Annotated in this window: 18 protein-coding genes; 10 read left to right on the top strand and 8 right to left on the bottom strand. The window is 59.1% G+C overall.

Features of this window, described 5'->3' with window-relative positions:
- Positions 1 to 9 precede the first annotated feature (9 nt).
- The 3 genes from RID11_RS06060 to RID11_RS06050 are packed head-to-tail and all read right to left on the bottom strand — an operon-like array spanning position 10 to position 1,147.
- The gene (locus RID11_RS06060) at positions 10 to 141 is read right to left on the bottom strand and encodes a hypothetical protein (RefSeq protein WP_350136541.1); all 132 of its coding nucleotides are present in this window, start codon (positions 139 to 141) and stop codon (positions 10 to 12) included.
- Positions 142 to 152: 11 nt separating this feature from the next.
- Positions 153 to 887: a hypothetical protein gene (locus RID11_RS06055; RefSeq protein ID WP_350136539.1), complete on the bottom strand. Its 735-nt coding sequence runs from the start codon at positions 885 to 887 to the stop codon at positions 153 to 155.
- A complete protein-coding gene (locus RID11_RS06050) occupies positions 884 to 1,147 on the bottom strand; it encodes a spike base protein, RCAP_Rcc01079 family (protein WP_350136537.1) in 264 nt (87 codons plus the stop codon). Before RID11_RS06050 ends, RID11_RS06055 begins: the two co-directional genes overlap by 4 nt.
- A gap of 229 nt (positions 1,148 to 1,376) precedes the next feature.
- On the opposite strand from RID11_RS06050, the gene RID11_RS06045 reads away from it, so the two are divergent.
- The 5 genes from RID11_RS06045 to RID11_RS06025 all read left to right on the top strand — a co-directional run bounded on the left by RID11_RS06045 (position 1,377) and on the right by RID11_RS06025 (position 5,469).
- Positions 1,377 to 2,561 carry a LegC family aminotransferase gene (locus tag RID11_RS06045; RefSeq protein WP_350136535.1) on the top strand — a complete coding sequence of 395 codons (1,185 nt, stop codon included), beginning with the start codon at positions 1,377 to 1,379 and terminating at the stop codon, positions 2,559 to 2,561.
- Complete coding sequence (locus tag RID11_RS06040; protein ID WP_350136533.1) at positions 2,558 to 3,745, top strand: UDP-N-acetylglucosamine 4,6-dehydratase; 1,188 nt, start codon at positions 2,558 to 2,560, stop codon at positions 3,743 to 3,745. Before RID11_RS06045 ends, RID11_RS06040 begins: the two co-directional genes overlap by 4 nt.
- A 3-nt stretch (positions 3,746 to 3,748) precedes the next feature.
- Positions 3,749 to 4,444, top strand: a complete 696-nt coding sequence (locus tag RID11_RS06035; protein ID WP_350136531.1) for a sugar transferase — start codon at positions 3,749 to 3,751, stop codon at positions 4,442 to 4,444.
- Complete coding sequence (locus RID11_RS06030; protein WP_350136529.1) at positions 4,434 to 5,021, top strand: GNAT family N-acetyltransferase; 588 nt, start codon at positions 4,434 to 4,436, stop codon at positions 5,019 to 5,021. Before RID11_RS06035 ends, RID11_RS06030 begins: the two co-directional genes overlap by 11 nt.
- A 184-nt stretch (positions 5,022 to 5,205) precedes the next feature.
- Positions 5,206 to 5,469, top strand: coding sequence for a hypothetical protein (locus RID11_RS06025; protein ID WP_350136528.1), 264 nt, complete (start codon positions 5,206 to 5,208; stop codon positions 5,467 to 5,469).
- Positions 5,470 to 5,575: 106 nt separating this feature from the next.
- On the opposite strand, the gene RID11_RS06020 is transcribed toward RID11_RS06025, so the two are convergent.
- From RID11_RS06020 to RID11_RS06000, 5 genes are all read right to left on the bottom strand, one after another.
- Complete coding sequence (locus RID11_RS06020) at positions 5,576 to 6,214, bottom strand: YjbF family lipoprotein (RefSeq protein ID WP_350136526.1); 639 nt, start codon at positions 6,212 to 6,214, stop codon at positions 5,576 to 5,578.
- Complete coding sequence (locus RID11_RS06015) at positions 6,211 to 8,241, bottom strand: YjbH domain-containing protein (protein WP_350136525.1); 2,031 nt, start codon at positions 8,239 to 8,241, stop codon at positions 6,211 to 6,213. Before RID11_RS06015 ends, RID11_RS06020 begins: the two co-directional genes overlap by 4 nt.
- Before the next feature lie 245 nt (positions 8,242 to 8,486).
- Positions 8,487 to 10,637 (bottom strand): GumC family protein, encoded by a 2,151-nt coding sequence (locus tag RID11_RS06010; protein ID WP_350136523.1) that lies wholly within the window; start codon positions 10,635 to 10,637, stop codon positions 8,487 to 8,489.
- 262 nt (positions 10,638 to 10,899) lie between these two features.
- A complete protein-coding gene (locus RID11_RS06005; protein WP_502949339.1) occupies positions 10,900 to 11,562 on the bottom strand; it encodes a sugar transferase in 663 nt (220 codons plus the stop codon).
- Between the two features lie 365 nt (positions 11,563 to 11,927).
- Positions 11,928 to 13,283: a polysaccharide biosynthesis/export family protein gene (locus RID11_RS06000; RefSeq protein ID WP_350136519.1), complete on the bottom strand. Its 1,356-nt coding sequence runs from the start codon at positions 13,281 to 13,283 to the stop codon at positions 11,928 to 11,930.
- Positions 13,284 to 13,533: 250 nt separating this feature from the next.
- Between RID11_RS06000 and RID11_RS05995 the strand changes: the two genes are divergently transcribed.
- The 5 genes from RID11_RS05995 to rfbA all read left to right on the top strand — a co-directional run bounded on the left by RID11_RS05995 (position 13,534) and on the right by rfbA (position 17,599).
- Entirely contained in the window at positions 13,534 to 14,199 is a 666-nt protein-coding gene (locus RID11_RS05995) for a metallophosphoesterase (RefSeq protein WP_350136517.1), read from the top strand.
- A 69-nt stretch (positions 14,200 to 14,268) separates the two neighbouring features.
- Positions 14,269 to 14,829, top strand: a complete 561-nt coding sequence (gene rfbC, locus RID11_RS05990) for a dTDP-4-dehydrorhamnose 3,5-epimerase (protein WP_350136515.1) — start codon at positions 14,269 to 14,271, stop codon at positions 14,827 to 14,829.
- 3 nt (positions 14,830 to 14,832) lie between these two features.
- Positions 14,833 to 15,876 (top strand): dTDP-glucose 4,6-dehydratase, encoded by a 1,044-nt coding sequence (gene rfbB / locus RID11_RS05985; protein ID WP_350136513.1) that lies wholly within the window; start codon positions 14,833 to 14,835, stop codon positions 15,874 to 15,876.
- Positions 15,873 to 16,730 (top strand): dTDP-4-dehydrorhamnose reductase, encoded by an 858-nt coding sequence (gene rfbD, locus RID11_RS05980; RefSeq protein ID WP_350136511.1) that lies wholly within the window; start codon positions 15,873 to 15,875, stop codon positions 16,728 to 16,730. The genes rfbB and rfbD overlap by 4 nt, the downstream gene beginning before the upstream one ends.
- Positions 16,727 to 17,599 (top strand): glucose-1-phosphate thymidylyltransferase RfbA, encoded by an 873-nt coding sequence (rfbA, locus tag RID11_RS05975; protein WP_350136509.1) that lies wholly within the window; start codon positions 16,727 to 16,729, stop codon positions 17,597 to 17,599. Before rfbD ends, rfbA begins: the two co-directional genes overlap by 4 nt.
- Positions 17,600 to 17,636: the final 37 nt, after the last annotated feature.

Here is a 17,636-nt window from a genome sequence, read left to right as displayed (position 1 = left end):
CTCTGGCCGTTATCGCATTCCTACCCGCTGCAGCCCCTGCCCTATCAGTGCATCATCGAAATGACCCAGAGACACCGCATCGATCTGAACATTGGCCACCTTAGGCAGCGCAAAACTAATGGCGGCGGGCAACATGATCATGATCGAACACCTCATGCCGCCGCACTGGTTTTTTTCGCCATCCAGGCCCGCAACGATGCAAACTCTGCCCCAGCGGACCCTTCATATTCGACATATCCAAACAATCGCCCACCCGGCGGCGAGGTGTTCCAATAGCCGAAGAACTGCCAAGGCTGGGACGAGAAACTGGACGTCTGGACCTCACGTCCGGACAGAACGGCCGGCGAAAACAACGCCTCGCGCAGTTCTTTTCGATCATTCGGCGCAGCATCTCCATTAAGCGAGAACACCCCACCGGAATTGGAAATCGTACCGGTTATCGACGGATTGGATAGCCCGGCATACACGCCCGTGGCGACCAGAGAGCGCAAAGCACCCCAGCCTGCCCCGCCGGGAACATAGGACATTCCTGCACAACAGTTCAGCGTATCCGAGGTCTCGAACACGATCGGGCTGCACAGCATCCGGTCGTCAACCCCGTCGAATTCGAGCCAGGCCAGGGTGCCGTCACTGCGCCATGTCGGACGGCGCGCCGCGTTGGTCTGAACCGCGTCGTTGCCGTGCCCGGATTTGTCGCGCATGACCGCCACAGGATGACCATCTGCACTCACCGGCACTGTCGCCGCGACGTCCTGAAAGAGCGTGCTGATATCCGAGGGATCGAACCACGCCCCCTGATTTGTATCGCGAAAGATCGCGTCCGGCGTCCAGTCGACATCAAGCGTCTTGGGAACCGCTGTGATTGAAATATCCCTGACGGTCTTCATGCGAGAACCAGCGCGTGAATCCCGGATGCGGTGGTTCCGGTGGCATTGACCCGCCGCACACCCACCGGCAGGATCGAAAAACCGGCAACCGACAAGATGCGGGTCTCTCCGGTGACGGTAACGACGCTCAGAAGGCCCGCATTCTCGATATAGAGACCGATGGCGACATGCGACAGATCCGTGGAATCGTCAGGGGTTACGGGAATGGCATCGGTTGCCGGACCGGACAGGGCAGCAATACGGTTTTCGAAGGGATTCATGGTGGCTCCTTTGGTTGAAACCCCACCTGGAACCGGCGGGTGTCACGCGCAAACATCCAGCCAAAGAGATTGACACGGGATGAATCAACCGAACGCCAGGACGGCGTCAAGTGCACGGGCTTGTCTGGGCCAGGCATGGCGTGTAGACCCTGCGCAAAAGCATATATACACGCCTTAACGCCGCCTCTTTCCCTACCTGCTGTTTGAGTTCCGAGAGAAGAGTAAGCTGATGAAAATAAAACAAGATTCATGCGTTGCAGACTCGTTGATAGATCTCGTTCACACGATCTTCGGCCCATCTCCGGTTCCCCTGCATCGCCCAGTGTTCGAAGGGAATGAGCGGACCTATCTTAGCGAAACCATAGACTCCAATTTCGTCTCATCAGTGGGGGCGCGTGTTACCGAATTCGAAGAGCGCACCGCCCAGTTCACCGGCTGCGCCCGCGCCATTGCGACGATGAACGGCACCGCTGCGTTGCATATGGCTCTGCTCGTCGCGGATGTGAGTCCGGGCGACGAGGTTTTATCCCAGGCTCTGACCTTCGTGGCGACCTGCAACGCGATCAGCTATATCGGCGCATCCCCGGTCTTCATCGATGTCGATGAAGATACAATGGGGATGAGTCCCGCGGCACTGCGCCGTTGGCTGGAAACCAACACCCGGCGCGCGGGTGGGCAAACACTCAATGCAACGACCGGCGCACGGATTGCAGCCTGCGTGCCGATGCACACCTTTGGCCTGCCCTGCCGCATCGCGGAAATCGCAGCCATCTGCGACGAATTCGGGATCACGCTGGTCGAAGATGCGGCGGAGTCGCTTGGCAGCTATGTCGGCAACCGCCACACGGGCTCTTTCGGCAAGCTGGCAACGCTGAGCTTCAATGGCAACAAGATCATCACAACCGGCGGCGGCGGTATGATCATCACCAACGATCATGCGCTGGCTGATCGCGCCAAGCACCTGACAACTACGGCCAAGGTGCCGCATGCATGGGAATTCGTGCATGATGAGGTCGGTTACAATTACCGGATGCCCAATCTCAACGCGGCACTGGGGTGTGCCCAGATGGAAAAACTCCCGGCAATGCTAAAGATTAAGGCCGATACGGCAGCGCGTTATCGGGCCTTCTGTCAGGAGCACGGCATGCATTTTGTAGATCCCATCGAAGGCACGACAACGAATTTCTGGCTTAACGCACTGCGCCTCAAAGATCGCGCAGAGCGCGACACCTTTCTCGAATACACCAATTCCAAAGGCGTCATGACACGACCGATCTGGCGCCTGATGAGCGAACTTGATGCCTTCTCACAGTGCCAGACAGACGGGTTAGAGACCTCGCGATGGCTGGTTGATCGAATTGTCAACATTCCCTCCAGTGTCCCCGAAAACGAGTTTCAAAGGCTGAACGCATGAATATCTTGGACCTGATCGGCCGCGACCGGCAACTTTTCGATACCGATATCGCGCGTCATGACGCTGCATTGCGCGAGCGGGTCGGAGCCTCTCGCTTTCTCGTGATCGGCGGCGCGGGTTCCATCGGACAGGCCGTCACGCGTGAGATATTCAAACGCAATCCCCGGGCTCTGCATGTGGTGGATATCAGCGAAAACAACATGGTCGAACTGGTGCGCGACATCCGCAGCACGCTAGGCTATAACGACGCCGATTTCCGCACCTTTGCAATCGACTGTGGTAGCCGGGAATTCGAGGCGCTCATGTCCGCCAACACGGGCTATGACTACGTACTCAACTTGTCTGCGTTAAAGCATGTCCGCAGCGAAAAGGACCCCTATACGCTCATGCGGTTGATAGAGGTCAATGTGCTCAACACGATCTCAACGCTACAGGCTGCGCGCGACACGGGAGCCAGCAAATACTTCTGCGTCTCAACGGACAAGGCCGCGAATCCGGTCAACATGATGGGAGCCAGCAAGAGGATCATGGAAATGTTTCTCATGCGCGAGAGCCTGAGCCTGCCGATCTCCACGGCGCGGTTCGCAAATGTTGCCTTTTCCGATGGATCGCTGTTGCACGGTTTCAACCAAAGGTTTGCCAAGAATCAGCCGATTTCAGCGCCAAACGACGTCCGGCGCTATTTCGTGACACCGCAGGAATCCGGCGAACTTTGCCTCATGTCCTGCCTTTTGGGTGAAAATAGAGATATCTTCTTTCCCAAGCTCAGCGAGGCGCTGAACCTGACCCGATTTTCGGATATCGCGACCCGCTACCTGCGGGCGCGCGGATATGAGCCTTACGAATGCGCCACCGAAGACGAAGCCCGCGACAGCGCCACCGACCTGATCCCACTGGGCAAATGGCCGGTTTACTTCTTTGCCTCCGACACAACCGGCGAAAAGGATTTCGAGGAGTTCTTCACCGAGACCGAAGATCTGGACATGGAACGCTTTGCCAATATCGGCGTGATCCGCAATACGCCGGATTTCGAGGCGGCGAAACTCGACCACTTCATCGCCGAAATTGCGCGGATTCGATCCGCCCAACCATGGGACAAGCCGGAAATCGTCGCCCTTTTCAACGCCATGATCCCGGATTTCAATCACAAGGAAACCGGCAAGTATCTTGACTCAAGGATGTAGACCATGTTGCAGCGCCTTCTCGATGTCCTTTTCTCCGGCACAGCGCTCGCGCTGCTGTCACCGTTGCTGGTGCCGATCGCCATCATTCTGCGGTTCAGCGGTGAAGGCGAAGTCTTTTTCCGTCAGAACCGTGTCGGGCGCGGCGGCGGGCATTTCAGCCTTCTGAAATTTGCCACGATGCTGAAAAACAGCCCAAACATGGGCACCGGCACGGTCACGCTCAAGGATGATCCGCGCGTCCTGCCGGTCGGGAGGTTCCTGCGAAAGACCAAGATAAACGAACTGCCACAGCTTCTGAATATCCTTCTCGGCGACATGAGCCTGATCGGGCCGCGCCCCCAGACGCAACGCTGTTTCGACGCATTCCCCGACGCCTCGCAACACGCGATCACGACCGTTCGGCCAGGGCTCTCGGGCATCGGCTCAATCGTATTTCGCGGCGAAGAAGACATGATGCACGCCGCCAACAATCCCGACCGTTTTTACGATCACGTGATCATGCCCTACAAGGGCAAGCTGGAAGAGTGGTATGTCCGCAACCAGAGCGTGACCACCTATCTGTTGTTGATCATGCTCACGGTCTGGGTGGTTCTGATCCCGCGCTCCGGCATCGTCTGGCGTATCTTTCCGGACCTGCCAAGACCGCCAGAGGACATCGCGGAGGATGTGAACTGGCATGCTGTAAACAATGCCGCATGACGCGCAGACAATTAGGCAAGTAGCAGAACTGCATGCCAGCGCCATCTCGCAAGGTTTTCTTTCAAGCCTCGGACCGCGCTTCCTGACTGTACTCTATCGGGCAATCGACCTCTGCGACACTGCGGTTCTGATTGTCGAAAAAGATGGTCCCCGCATCACCGGCTTTGTCACAGGCGGGTGCGGTATGGGGCCGGTCTATCGCCAGATGTTGCGCGATTGGCCACGCTTGGGCCTGTCTCTTGCTCCAGCTCTCGTTCAGCCGCGCAAGATCAGGGGCATCCTCGAAATCCTGAGGCGCCGCGACACAAGCGGAGACGCACATATCCTGCCGCGGCATGAACTGTTCAGTATCGCCGTCGATCCTACATTTCGGGGCAGCGGCACGGCGGAGCGGCTTTATCAAGGCCTTAACGACCACTTTCGCGCCATACATGTGCCGGCCTACCGAATTGTCGTAGGCGAGAGCCTGATCCCCGCCCACCGATTCTACACGCGTATGGGGGCCAAGCCTGTCAGAGCCGTCCGACTCCACGGCACCTCAACCTCTACCATATATGTACAAAACGTTACCTCATGAGCGAGTCAAACTGTGACAAACATGCCACCTCGGACGAGCGTTCTGGCAGGCTCAGGCCTCCGCGCGGCCCCGGCACGAAATCACATAGGAAAAAATCTGCCGTTCCACTGGATTTCTTCAACTAAAGGTGGCATGGATAGCGGAAGTCATGTTATTGAGTTCGAGAAATGTTAAGGAGTACGTTATGAAACGCACGACTATTGCACTTACCCTCGCAGTCACGGCTTTCGCCGGGTCTGTTTCCGCACAAAACGTTGACTGTTCGGTTGCGGCGAACGCCGAGACCGATGCTTGCCTTAACTTGCCCACCGTCAGCTCGCAAGGTGGAGCCGATATGACCCTTCCGCTGATTATTGCCGGTTCCATAGCTGTAGTAACTGTAGCTGGCGCACTTTCGGGTGGCAGCGACGGGTCAAACAGCACGGTCAGCACTCCCGGGACCAACTGATCCCTCGCAAGTGATGAGATTTCCCGGAAAAGCCCGCAGCTCTGCGGGCTTTTTCTTTTTCGAGAACGGCTCAAAACAAGCGTGCTGCTTCAATGAATGATCACTTTTAACCCTCGACGACCCGCGTCGATATGGCACCAACACCCGGGCCGCCCCATTGGCGGGATTGTATGATGCGCCCGTTCTCAACCCAGTACAGGTTGAAGAATTCGTCATCCAGACCATAGCAGGTTTCCCGCATGAGCACGGTCTGCGCCACCCGGACACCGAGATTGACCTCTCTTGGCCCCCGGGTATCGATATCGCAAACATAGCTGCGCGTCACAACCTGATCTTCGCCGCCAAGGTAGGAGTGAAACCGCTCCACCTTCCCGTCCTGAAGGCGTGTGACCATCGCCAAAGGCTGACTGACATCCGATGAAAGCCAAACCATAGACAAGCCGCGAGTCCCCCGCAGCATTCCGTTCTCGGTAATCAAAGCCGCGCCATCGACACTGCGCCATGTATCAATGCCGTCTCGTTGGGTTTCGAGCACAACCGCTGTTTGCAAATCCCGTTCGACCAGCCCGATCTGAAGCAACGCGCCTCCGGCCTGTGCCGCTCTTAGAACTTCCGGATTTTCGCGATCGTTCCCAGTTACTTGCTGCAGTTGCGCGATTGTCCCGTTTGGATCAACAAGCGTATCACACCCTGCGAAAAGCACCGGAGCGGCGAGCAAAGTCAGCCTGATTACTTTGCTGATCATCTGAAGAACCTTCCCCAACCGTCTTCGAACGAGTTTGCACGGTAGTCGCGGGTGACTGTATAGAGCCGGTCTGCCACGTTGAGCCGTGCCCCCCCGTCACGCAGGAGCGGGCGGATCGTTTCGCTGATCGAATTCCGCGTCGGTCTCCCGGTCAACCAGGAAACCGGGATTTCGATGGTAATACCCTTGTCGAAGGAGCCTTCGCCAAATTCGCTGAACGGCACATCCGTGAGTGTAAAGAAGCCGCCGATCCGAAACCCGTTTTCGAACTCGCGAGTCAGTGTAAACGTGGCCCCCCAGTCTTTCGCGAGATACCGCCCGGCATCAACCTGGGCCAAAAAACCATTGTCGAACTCGTAATAGGCAGAGGCATGCCCGGTCACGACGTCGTAATCTTGAAACCCGAACAGCACGTCGAAATCGCGCTGCTTGGCATAGTTGACCTCCACCCCGAGAGCCAAACGACTGTTGACCGGATGCCATAGCAATTCGCCGGATACGCCACCGAACATCGTCTCAAGATAACCGCCGGTAATCCGCCCAAACAGATCCTTTCCAGGACGGAACAGATAACTTGCGGTCAAACGGTTGAGTTGAATGTCGGACTCCTGAGAATAGCGAAACGCCTCCGAGCGCACCCGAGGCAAAACGGAGTCTGATTGCCGTGACGTATCGTCGATCGTCCCCAGCAGAGGATAGCGCACGCTGCTTGAAAAGCTCAGCCCCGGAGCAGGCGTGTAATCAAGAACAAGCTCGGGGCCGAACTCGTACCGCAACGGCTCATCGGGATCGAAAAATGAGAATTGCAGAAAGGGAATCAACTCAGCGCTGAACGCCGGAAACCGGTCCTCTGCGATTTCGGACTCAGCAACGCGGGCCGCGTCCTTGATGTCGGCGCGGGCAAAACTGCGCCAGGCCCCATCCAAATCGTGCTCAAGCTCGTAAAGATCGTTTCTGATCATCGTCACCCGGCTGATCGGTACGCCGTCCCGCTGAAACACGATGCCGAATTCCTGGATATTCGGAGACAATGTATTTGCCATCACACGGGCCACGCGCCCCGCTGCCTGCGCTTCATTGTTCCAGCGATTGTTCTCGACCCGGACAACCGCTTTCGCCCCTGAAATCGCCACTCCATCGAACTGAAGCCCCTCATCCTCAAGACGCGCCCTCAAAACCTCGCGCGGCTGCCCCGCACTTCGGTTCTCGGGTAGGTTCCAGCTCGCTGCGGCTACGCTCTCGGCCGGGACGAGCGCGGGTGCCGCGGGCTCAGCACCGCCTGGTTGCGGCGGCCTCTTCGGATTCAGACTGTATCCCAGCTGCAACCCGACCTCGCTGCCGCCAAGAACATATCCCGTCAATGCGACCCCATTGTCGAACCCATAGGTCAAGCTGACATTCCAAGGCTCGTCGATGAATTCCGCACCCTGCTGTGCCTCTTCGGCATAGCGGTCAGGAGAAAATTCCGCATTCAGGGTGAGCTTGTCGGTCACATCCCAACTCACGCCTCCAAAGAACGCCATATCGCCGCGAAACCATGCGCTCCCGTCGATTGTGCCGCCGGTGGACACACCGACATCAGATCGTGGCGGGCGGGTCTCAAACCGCGAGTCAAAGATCCCGAGCGGGTTGGTCACGCCACCACGCCCACCCAAGCGCCCCCACCCCAGGCCACCGGAAAAGCGCAGCCCCGGGCCCACTGTCTTGGTCGCCACTATGTACTCTGCGCTGAAAATACCCGTGCCGACAATGTCTCTCAGACCCAGAACGACAGAGGGACGCCAGTCGTTTTCCCGTGCGAGCAGAAAATTCACGTCGAATGAGCGGTCTGCATTGTTGATATTCTGCGGTCCCCAATCATCGATCAGGGTGTAGCGGAAAGTGGCGTTCATCCTTTGAAAAATCTGATAGGTGAGCGCATATCTCGTCGTGTTGTTGAAGGTGCTCGCAGTAAAGGCCAACTCGTCATCATTGAGCATCTCGGCCGTAGGCATCTCCACGAGCCCGGGCGTGCCATAGGTCGACATCGTCTGTGCAAGCGCCACGGAAGAAACGGATATCAGAAGGCCACATACCACCCAGACAGGCTTGGAGCGAAGAAACATTGGTGGAACTGCTCCTCAGTTTCAATGGGGACGCGTTTCGCCCCTGCGTCCATGCCGTAGCAAGGGCCGAAATTATCCGGGCCGATTGCGTCAACTTCTAGCCGCGCGACGCGCGTGCAACAAGCCCCGCGCATCGCATTTGACAGACACTCCGTCCCCCGAGCGCATCAGTTGTTGTAGTACTTCGAGCCGTAGGCACCGTATGCCCCATATTGCCCACCATAGCCATATTTCTTCATGCCTTTCGGGCTGATCTGGCTCAGGACAAAACCGGTGGGACGGATGTTGGATGTTTGCAACAGACGCAGGGACTCCAAGACTTGCGCACGGCTTGTGCTGTCCCATTTTACCGAGAAAAGGAGCGCGTCGGCACTTTGCGAAATGATCCGCGCATCCGGCACCACAAGCACCGGCGGCGTATCGATGATGATGATGTCGTAGCGCTGACGCAGTTCCGTCAAGAAGCTTCGGAACTTTTCCGATGCAAACAGATCGGCCGCATTCACCTTGCTCTTGTCACCCGGCAGGATCGCGCCGTCGAATTCTGCCGGGTGAAACACCACGTCATCAAACGTCTTTTCATCGCTCAGAATGGACACGATGCCGTGCGTCGGGACATCCTTGAAGTACTCATTGAGGGTCCGGCGACGAATGTCGCCCTCGATCAACAACACCTTCTTGCCCATGCCGATCAGGTTCTGCGCAAGCGCCAGAGCATTGGTCGTCTTGCCCTCACCCGGCACGGAGGAGGTCGATACAATCACTTGCGGGGGATTATCTACATCCGACAGCAGGATCGATGTGCGCAGGTTCCGCACCGCCTCGACAGCGGCAGAGGTCGGCTTGTCCCGCATGTATTGCAGCACGTCACCACGCGCGCGCGCGGGAATAACGGGCACCTGCCCCATCACGGTGATCCCGGTCTGCCGCTCCAGGTCATCAGCTGTCCGGAAGCTGTTGTTTCGCAATTCGCGCAGCAGCACCAGGGCCACGCCCAGCATCACTCCGAGCACACCCGAGAGCGCCAGAACCAGCGATTTTCGCGGGAATGAGGCGTTTATCGGCACGACCGCATTCGATAGGATCCGGCTATCCGCCTGTTGAATCCCCTGCTGCGCCGAGGTCTCCTTGAGGCGCGTCAGAAAATGCTCATAGAGTAGCCGCGTCGCCTCGGCTTCACGGGTCAGTTGCTGCAAGCGGATCAAGTCTTGGCTCTGGGACTCTATTCGTTTCGACAGCGATTTTGCTGCATCTTGAAGCGATTGGATCTGCTGGGACGCGCGTGTCACCTCAACCTCAGTTTGAGCCAAGATACGCTCAAATCGTGCGTCAAACGCCGCCTCGCCCCCGTCACCGGACTGCATCTGCCCCCAGATGCGCGTCAGTTGCGGATCATTTGCCAATTCGACACGCGCGTCACGAGTGTCGGCCTCGGTCAAAGCCTCGAGTTGGCTCGAAACCTCTGCGCGGTTCTCCGTAAGCGGCTCAATCCGGTCGCGCGTGTCCTTTAGCTGCCGCTCTAGCGCGCGCAACGCGTCTTCGGAGACAAGCTCGGTTTGCGAACTGAACGCTGCGACAGCCTCTTCCGCGCTTTCCAGATCGATCTGGAGTTCTGCAACCCGATCGCTCAACCATGCCGTTGCCTGCTCGGTCTTGTCGAACTTCACCTCGATTTGATCAAGAATGTATAGGTCAGCAATGGTATCAGCGATCAAGGCGGATTTTGCCGGGCTTTCCGTCTCCACCGTGATGTCGAAGACAAGACTATTACGCACGTTCGTAACGGTCATCTTTTCCAGAAGCGTAGAGACCACCGCATCACGCTCCCGGTTTTCAAGCACGATCTCGCCGGTGTCGCCTAGCGGCAAAACCGATTGGACCCATCCCTCGACCGCCGCGAGCGTCCCCGGATCGCGCAGAGCACTATTGAACTCGGGATCCGATACGAGGTTTAGTTCGTCGACAACTTTTCCGATCAGACCGCGGGCACGCAAGACTTCCAATTCGGAATTAACCTCACTGGAATCGGTGGATAAACCGCCGACGACGCTTTCCAAACCCGCGACGCTTTGTTCCTGTGCCTCGAGAATAACCGTAGATTTGGCGGTATAGAGGGGCGTCGCCATGCCGAACGCATAGTATCCGCCCAAAACGACAGCACCGACAAAACACAACGCAATCAGCCCTTTGCCACGCCAGATCGTACCTAGCAGCGCGCTCAGGTCGATTTCGTCACTGTCGTCCTGTTGCACGATTTGCTGATGCGCCTGTGTCTGCTCGCGCAGAGGGTGCACGACTTTCGATGTTTTGCTTTGCATTACCGTACTCACGAGACCCGAGCCCTTGTTCTTGGATTGTCCGACCATCTCCAGCGACGCGCAGCGCAGGCTCTGCTACGCTGTGACTTGCATTAGCATGGCCCACACGTCACGGCAAATCCCATACCAAACAACCCTATCGGTAACATCGTCCAGATGTTTCGGGGATGCGCGCCGTCTCTGGGGCAACAACATCACCCAAACGAAAATCCCGGCATGCCACCGGGACCCGTGTCAACGACAAACACACACGCGCAATCAATCAGCAACCCTTGCGACCAAAGACAGTTTCCAGGGTGCGCCGGAATACATAAACGTCCATCTGGAAGCTCAAGTTCTCTACATAGCGTAGATCAAGCTGCACCTTCAGCTGCGTGCCTTCACTGCAGTTTACATATCCAAGCTCGGTTTGTGCGAGGCCGCTGATACCCGGACGCACCTGATGCCGCTGGCGATACCCACGAACCGTTTTCACATACCGCCGAGCGTGGTGGAAATAGTCAGGACGCGGCCCGATCAGGCTCATCTCTCCGCGCAAGACATTGAGTATCTGAGGAAGCTCATCAATTCGGGTCTTGCGGATTATACTCCCAAGCGTGGTGATGCGGTCAACCTCCAGAGGATCCTCGGCACTTCGCGTGATGCGCTCGGCAGACTTCATCGTCCGAAATTTGATCGCAGGAAACGCCTTGCAGTTGCGCCCCATGCGCGGCTGGATAAAAAACAACGGCCCCTTGTTCAGGAACGGATTCAGGATCAGGAGCGTGCCGCAGAAAAACAGAAAAACCGGCAGCAGCAGAAGCGATATCGAACAATCGAAAACCGGCTTGCCAATACGATGATAAAATCGAGCTGGACGCCTCGCGTGATGCGGCACCACTTCCCGACTGCTCTCCGACCCGATGAAATCATGTTTCAACACCATACCCCCGCACCATAAATTTCGTAACCACTTACACGAGGGCATTTGACAGCATGCCCGAAATGATCGTTACCAGACCGGTAAGAACACGTAAATGTAAAGTTTGGTTAAAAGGCTTACCGGAAGAGTTTCCGCTTATAAGTGACCGGCCATGGGCTGTTTTTCGCGTGAATGGGACGCAAGAACAGCCAAATACTCGGAAAAGCAGATTGCCGGCCTGACAATCACTGGTTGCAGAAACATCAGCAGGTCTATTCGAGACGTAACTCTATCATAAGAAGATCCAAGGGGACTGATTCCCGCTCTGCGTGCTTGGAAACAAGCGCCTCAATCACGACTCACCACGCCGAGCACTGCGCTCTGAGCAATTAGCGAGCCGCCACCCCGGCACCCGTCACGACAACCTGAGGTAGGATTTGCGTTATCGCACGGTTCCACCGCGTGATCGGCATTTCGGCCACGAACACCATGTCATCGGGCCGCAGCTCAAATCGCGTCGCCAGCGCAAGATTTGCGGCGTTCCGACCGTTGAGATGCCAAGCCGTCACGGCCCCGAATTCGCGCGGGTCGGTCGCCGCGCGCAGGACATAAACCTCGGTCACATCGCCCGTGCCCTGAGCGGCCCCACCCGCCTCGTCAAACAGGGCATCAGCCAGCGTCGCGGTGCGCCCTATCGGCAGTGCGAACCGCGACTGCCGGTCCACTTCGCCTGCAACGTAGACATAGTCGCGATCATCCATCCCGAGTTCGCGCCGCGCTTGGTAATTCTCCCTCGCTTCGTCCAGTTCGCTGCGCCGAATCGCGATCTCTTCCGACAGGTTGCGCAACGCCTCACCACGCGCTGTCCTACGCAGTTCAGACAACCGGATCTGCTGCTCGAAATAGGCCTGCGCCTTGCTGAGCTCAAAGGCAGCGTCGACAAAGATTGCATCACCGTCTGTCAGACGCATACGCCGCAAACCACTTTGCGAAAAAAGATCGTTGAGCGGAATCTGGTAGAGTTGGCCATCACGATAAAGCCGGATTGCGGCAAAATCCGGATCTTCCACATCCAACCCGCCGGCGGCTGCGAGCGCTTCATCGAGATAGAGTGGCGTCAGCGTCACGGGAACGACCGCAGGCTCCCGGACGGCACCACCAATTGACACCCGCCGGGAATTAAACTCTGAAATTTCGAGACTGAAGGTCGGATCGATGCCCGCCTCGACCAACCGCTGGAAAAGATCTGCTTCGGCCTCCTCGATGGTCTGACCGACAATGCGCACGCGGCCCACATCGGGGACATTGATTGCGCCATCGTCCTGTACCGTATATCCCTGACGAGAATTCTCTGCCGCGAGCAGGCCGGGGAATTCCGCGGCCAGCTGCGCATCGCGCGGTACCGACAGCAGCACAACATCTCCGACACCGATCCTATAAGGCTCCGCCGGAACATCCGGCGGCAGGTTCAGCGACATCCGCGCAGGACGCTGTTCCGGCATGACCGGCGCCTCGGGCAACGCGCCCGCACCGCGCAAGCCACCGCCGGTCCCTGCCGTCATGGAAAATACCGCCGGTAATGTCTGCGGCGAGCGTTCGGAGCGATTTGCCTGAAGTACGGTCTCAGCAGTGATCGGAACAACCCGGACTTTGCTTTCATCTGTTACGCCAGCCGTCACCGACGCGGACCGATAAAGCGTGCCGCACGCCCCTAGCGCTAAGACCGCTAAAGCCGCGATCAACAATCTGCCCCGCAAAACGCCACCCTCCGCAATAAGTCTCTTGGCCGTGTAGCAATCAATGACAAAAAGGTCACGACCGTTAGAGACCGTGAGCGAAAAAAGTGCAAGCCGGATGTCAAAGCGTGGTCATTTCGCACCCGCTGACATATATCCGTCCCGATAATTGCGACACAAGAAAGACCAGATGAAGCTACTGAAGTCCCTGTTCTCACCTACGCGCAAGGAGCTTTGCGAATTTGGCCGACCGGCTCCCTTGGTTCCGCTTGCGGCCATCGGCGATATTCACGGCCGCGCCGATCTGCTGGAAACGCTGCTGGCGCGGCTCGAGCCCGACCTGCAGGTGATCTGCGTTGGCGATTACATTGATCGTGGCGACCGGTCGGCTGACGTGTTGCGCATTCTGCAGTCCAGTTCCGACATCATCTGCCTCAAGGGCAACCACGAGGAAATGCTGCTGAACTTCCTCGAGCAGCCGGAAACATATGGCCGGCGCTGGTTCCGGAATGGCGGGCTTCAGACAATGGCCAGTTTCGGCATCGCCGGACTGACCGAAACGAGCCCCGATGACCGGCTTCGAACCGCGCGCGATGCCCTAGTTAAAGCGATGGGCGGTCCGCTCATCGACTGGCTCGACGGGCTGCAATCGGGCTGGCGCGTGGGCAATCTCGCGGTGGTGCATGCCGGTGCCGACCCGGCCCTGCCGCTCGATTCGCAGCCCGGCCATGTGCTGCGTTGGGGACATCCCGACTTCATGACCAGCCCGCGCCGCGACGGCATCTGGATCATCCATGGCCACACCATCGTATCGGCCCCCGTAATAGATCAGGGCCGCGTCGCCATAGATACCGGTGCCTACGCTTCCGGACGGCTGACCGCCGCCATCGTCAACGACGGCGACATCCGCTTCGAGTCGACCTGAACCCTTTCTCGTGACAAGTCGGGCGGGCCTTGCTAAGTCAAACGCGGAACTCGAAAAGGAGTGCGCTGCGTGCAGGTTCTGACGACCGAATTACCCGGTGTCCTGATCATCGAACCGGACCGGTTCGGCGATGCGAGGGGCTTCTTTTCCGAAAGCTGGAACCGCCGTCGCATGGCCGGGCATGGCGTTGAAATCGACTTCGTGCAGGACAACCACTCCATGTCCGTGGAACCCGGCACACTGCGCGGGTTGCATTTTCAGACCCCGCCACACGCACAGGCCAAGCTGGTGCGCTGCGGACGAGGCGCATTCATGGACGTGGTGGCCGATATCCGTCATGGCAGCCCCACCTACGGGCGCTGGATCGGCGTTGATTTGAGTTTTGAGAACGGCCGCCAACTGCTCGTTCCAGAAGGCTTCCTGCATGGCTTTGTCACCCAGCAGCCCGACACCGAAATCATCTACAAATGCTCCGATTATTACTCGCCGGACTGTGATGCGGCGGTGCGCTACGACGATCCGGATCTGGCGATCGACTGGGGCCTCGACGGCCCGCCCATCCTGTCGGACAAGGACGCCGCCGCCCCACGAATGCGCGACCTGCCCACCTATTTCACCTGGGAGGGCTAGGGTATGCGGCTTCTGGTGACCGGCGGTTGCGGCTTTATCGGGTCTGCGGTGGTACGCCTTGCGGTGGCGCGCGGTCACCACGTGACCAATCTCGACGCGCTGACCTATGCCGGCCGCCCCGAGAACGTGGCCGACGTGGCCGGAAGCCCGCTCTACCGCTTTGTCCACGCCGATCTCCGCGATCGTCCAGTTCTCGACCGGATCATCGAGGACACAGCCCCCGACGCGGTCATGCACCTTGCCGCCGAGAGCCATGTCGACCGCTCCATCGACGGGCCGGGCGATTTCATCGACACCAACATCACCGGCACCTACAACCTGCTCGAGGCCGCCCGCGCCTTTTGGCAGCACGCGGGCCGCCCCGAGAGTTTCCGCTTTCACCACATCTCCACTGACGAGGTCTATGGCAGCCTCGGCCCCACCGGGCTTTTCACCGAGGACACCCCCTACGATCCGCGCAGCCCCTATTCGGCCTCCAAGGCGGCCTCGGATCACCTCGTGCGCGCCTGGCATCACACCTACGGCCTGCCCGTGGTGCTGACCAACTGCTCCAACAACTATGGCCCCTATCACTTCCCTGAAAAGCTGATCCCGAAGGTGATCCTCAACGCCATGCACGGCCAGCCGATCCCGGTCTACGGTCGTGGCGAGAACGTCCGCGACTGGCTCTATGTCGAAGACCACGCCGACGCGCTGCTTCTCGCGGTAGCCAAGGGAGAGCCCGGCCGCAGCTACAATGTCGGCGGCCATAACGAGCGGCGCAATATCGACCTCGTCCATACGATCTGCGATCTTATGGACGAGATGCAGCCCCGCGCCGCAGGACCCTACCGCAACCTCGTGGAGTTCGTCACCGACCGACCCGGCCACGACGCCCGCTACGCCATCGACCCCGACCGGATAACTCGCGAACTGGGCTGGCAGCCATCGGTCACGGTCGAAGCCGGTTTGCGCCGCACGGTGCGATGGTATCTCGACAACCGGGACTGGTGGCAGCCGCTCTTGGGGCTAGACGGGGTCGGCAGCCGGGTGGGTACCCGCGCATGAGCCTTCTGGTCTTTGGCAAAACCGGGCAGGTTGCCTCCGAGATCGCCCGTCGCGCGCCGCATGCACTCTGCCTCGGGCGCGACATGGCCGATCTTGCCGACCCTGACGCCTGCGCCACCGCCATCGCCCGATACGCGCCGCGCGCAGTGATCAACGCCGCCGCCTACACGGCCGTGGACCGGGCCGAAGAGGAAGAACCGCAGGCCACCCGCATCAACGCCGAAGCCCCCGCCGCCATGGCCCGCGCCTGTGCCACGCTTGGTATCCCGCTGATCCACATCTCGACCGATTACGTGTTTGATGGCAGCGGCGATGCCCCGCGCGCAGTGCAGGCCCCTACCGCGCCGCTCAACGCCTATGGTCGCAGCAAACTCGCGGGCGAAGTGGCCATTCGCGCCACCGGTGCCGCACATGCCATCTTACGCACTTCTTGGGTGTTTTCCTCACATGGCAACAATTTCCTCAAGACCATGCTGCGCCTCTCCGATACACGCGATGCGCTTTCCATCGTCAACGACCAGATCGGCGGACCAACCCCGGCGGGCGATATCGCCGAGGCTTGCCTGACCATCGCCGATCACCTCAGTGCCGATCCGACCCTCACCGGCACCTACCATTTCTCTGGCACCCCCGATGTGTCTTGGCAGGGCTTCGCCGAGGCGATCTTTGTCGCCGCCGGGCGCCATGTGTCTGTCACCGGCATTCCGACAGCAGACTATCCCACCCCCGCCGCCCGCCCGCTCAATTCCCGGCTCGATTGCCGCACGACCGAGACCGCCTTCGGTCTCACCCGTCCTGACTGGCGTGCCGCCCTGCCCGATATTTTAACCGAGATTGGAGTGACCCCGACATGAGCGATCGCAAAGGCATCATTCTCGCAGGCGGCTCCGGCACGCGGCTCTATCCGATCACCATGGGCCTGTCGAAACAGCTTCTGCCGATATACGACAAGCCGATGGTCTACTATCCGCTATCGGTGCTGATGCTGGCGGGCATCCGCGACATCGCACTGATCACCACGCCTCAGGATCAGGCGCAATTTCGTGCCGCGCTCGGTGACGGCAGCCAATGGGGCATTGCCCTCACCTATGTCACCCAACCCAGCCCCGACGGTCTGGCGCAGGCCTACACGCTGACCGAAGATTTCCTCGACGGCGCACCCTCGGCCATGGTGCTGGGCGACAATATCTTCTTCGGCCACGGGCTACCGCAGCTTCTGGCCGGTGCCGATGCCCGGCGCGACGGCGGCACGGTCTTCGGCTATCACGTCTCCGACCCCGAACGCTACGGCGTGGTCGGCTTCGACGCCGATGGCCGCGCCCGCGAGATCATCGAGAAACCCGCCAATCCGCCGTCTCGCTACGCAGTGACAGGGCTCTATTTCCTCGACCACGACGCGCCCCGCCTCGCGCGCGAGGTGCGCCCCTCGGCGCGCGGTGAATTGGAGATCACATCACTTCTGGAACTCTACCTCAAGGCCGGCAAGCTCCACGTAGAGACCATGGGACGCGGCTATGCGTGGCTCGACACCGGAACCCATGGCAGCCTGCTCGACGCAGGCAATTTCGTGCGCACCCTTCAGGCCCGGCAGGGCCTGCAAACCGGCTGCCTCGACGAGATCGCCTTTGAAAACGGCTGGATCGATGCCGAGACCATCGCCGAACGCGCCGATCAGTTCGGCAAGAACGACTATGGCCAGTATCTCCGCACATTGCTCGACTGAGCCGCCCGAACGAAAAAGGGCCACCCGCCGGGATGGC

Source organism: Roseovarius sp. (assembly GCF_040219995.1).
In the GTDB taxonomy this organism is placed as follows: domain Bacteria; phylum Pseudomonadota; class Alphaproteobacteria; order Rhodobacterales; family Rhodobacteraceae; genus Roseovarius.
Note: the sequence above shows the minus strand (reverse complement) of the source record. Positions and strands in the feature narration are given on the sequence as shown.

Coding starts and splice junctions, on each gene's coding strand:
- RID11_RS06010 (WP_350136523.1), bottom strand. CDS start 10,637: ATGCAAAGCAAAACATCGAAAGTCGTGCACCCTCTGCGCGAGCAGACA.
- RID11_RS06050 (WP_350136537.1), bottom strand. CDS start 1,147: ATGAATCCCTTCGAAAACCGTATTGCTGCCCTGTCCGGTCCGGCAACC.
- RID11_RS06005 (WP_502949339.1), bottom strand. CDS start 11,562: ATGGTGTTGAAACATGATTTCATCGGGTCGGAGAGCAGTCGGGAAGTG.
- RID11_RS06060 (WP_350136541.1), bottom strand. CDS start 141: ATGATCATGTTGCCCGCCGCCATTAGTTTTGCGCTGCCTAAGGTGGCC.
- RID11_RS06040 (WP_350136533.1), top strand. CDS start 2,558: ATGAATATCTTGGACCTGATCGGCCGCGACCGGCAACTTTTCGATACC.
- RID11_RS06015 (WP_350136525.1), bottom strand. CDS start 8,241: ATGTCGACCTATGGCACGCCCGGGCTCGTGGAGATGCCTACGGCCGAG.
- RID11_RS06045 (WP_350136535.1), top strand. CDS start 1,377: ATGAAAATAAAACAAGATTCATGCGTTGCAGACTCGTTGATAGATCTC.
- rfbA (WP_350136509.1), top strand. CDS start 16,727: ATGAGCGATCGCAAAGGCATCATTCTCGCAGGCGGCTCCGGCACGCGG.
- RID11_RS06020 (WP_350136526.1), bottom strand. CDS start 6,214: ATGATCAGCAAAGTAATCAGGCTGACTTTGCTCGCCGCTCCGGTGCTT.
- RID11_RS06055 (WP_350136539.1), bottom strand. CDS start 887: ATGAAGACCGTCAGGGATATTTCAATCACAGCGGTTCCCAAGACGCTT.
- RID11_RS06025 (WP_350136528.1), top strand. CDS start 5,206: ATGAAACGCACGACTATTGCACTTACCCTCGCAGTCACGGCTTTCGCC.
- rfbD (WP_350136511.1), top strand. CDS start 15,873: ATGAGCCTTCTGGTCTTTGGCAAAACCGGGCAGGTTGCCTCCGAGATC.
- RID11_RS06035 (WP_350136531.1), top strand. CDS start 3,749: ATGTTGCAGCGCCTTCTCGATGTCCTTTTCTCCGGCACAGCGCTCGCG.
- RID11_RS06030 (WP_350136529.1), top strand. CDS start 4,434: ATGCCGCATGACGCGCAGACAATTAGGCAAGTAGCAGAACTGCATGCC.
- rfbB (WP_350136513.1), top strand. CDS start 14,833: ATGCGGCTTCTGGTGACCGGCGGTTGCGGCTTTATCGGGTCTGCGGTG.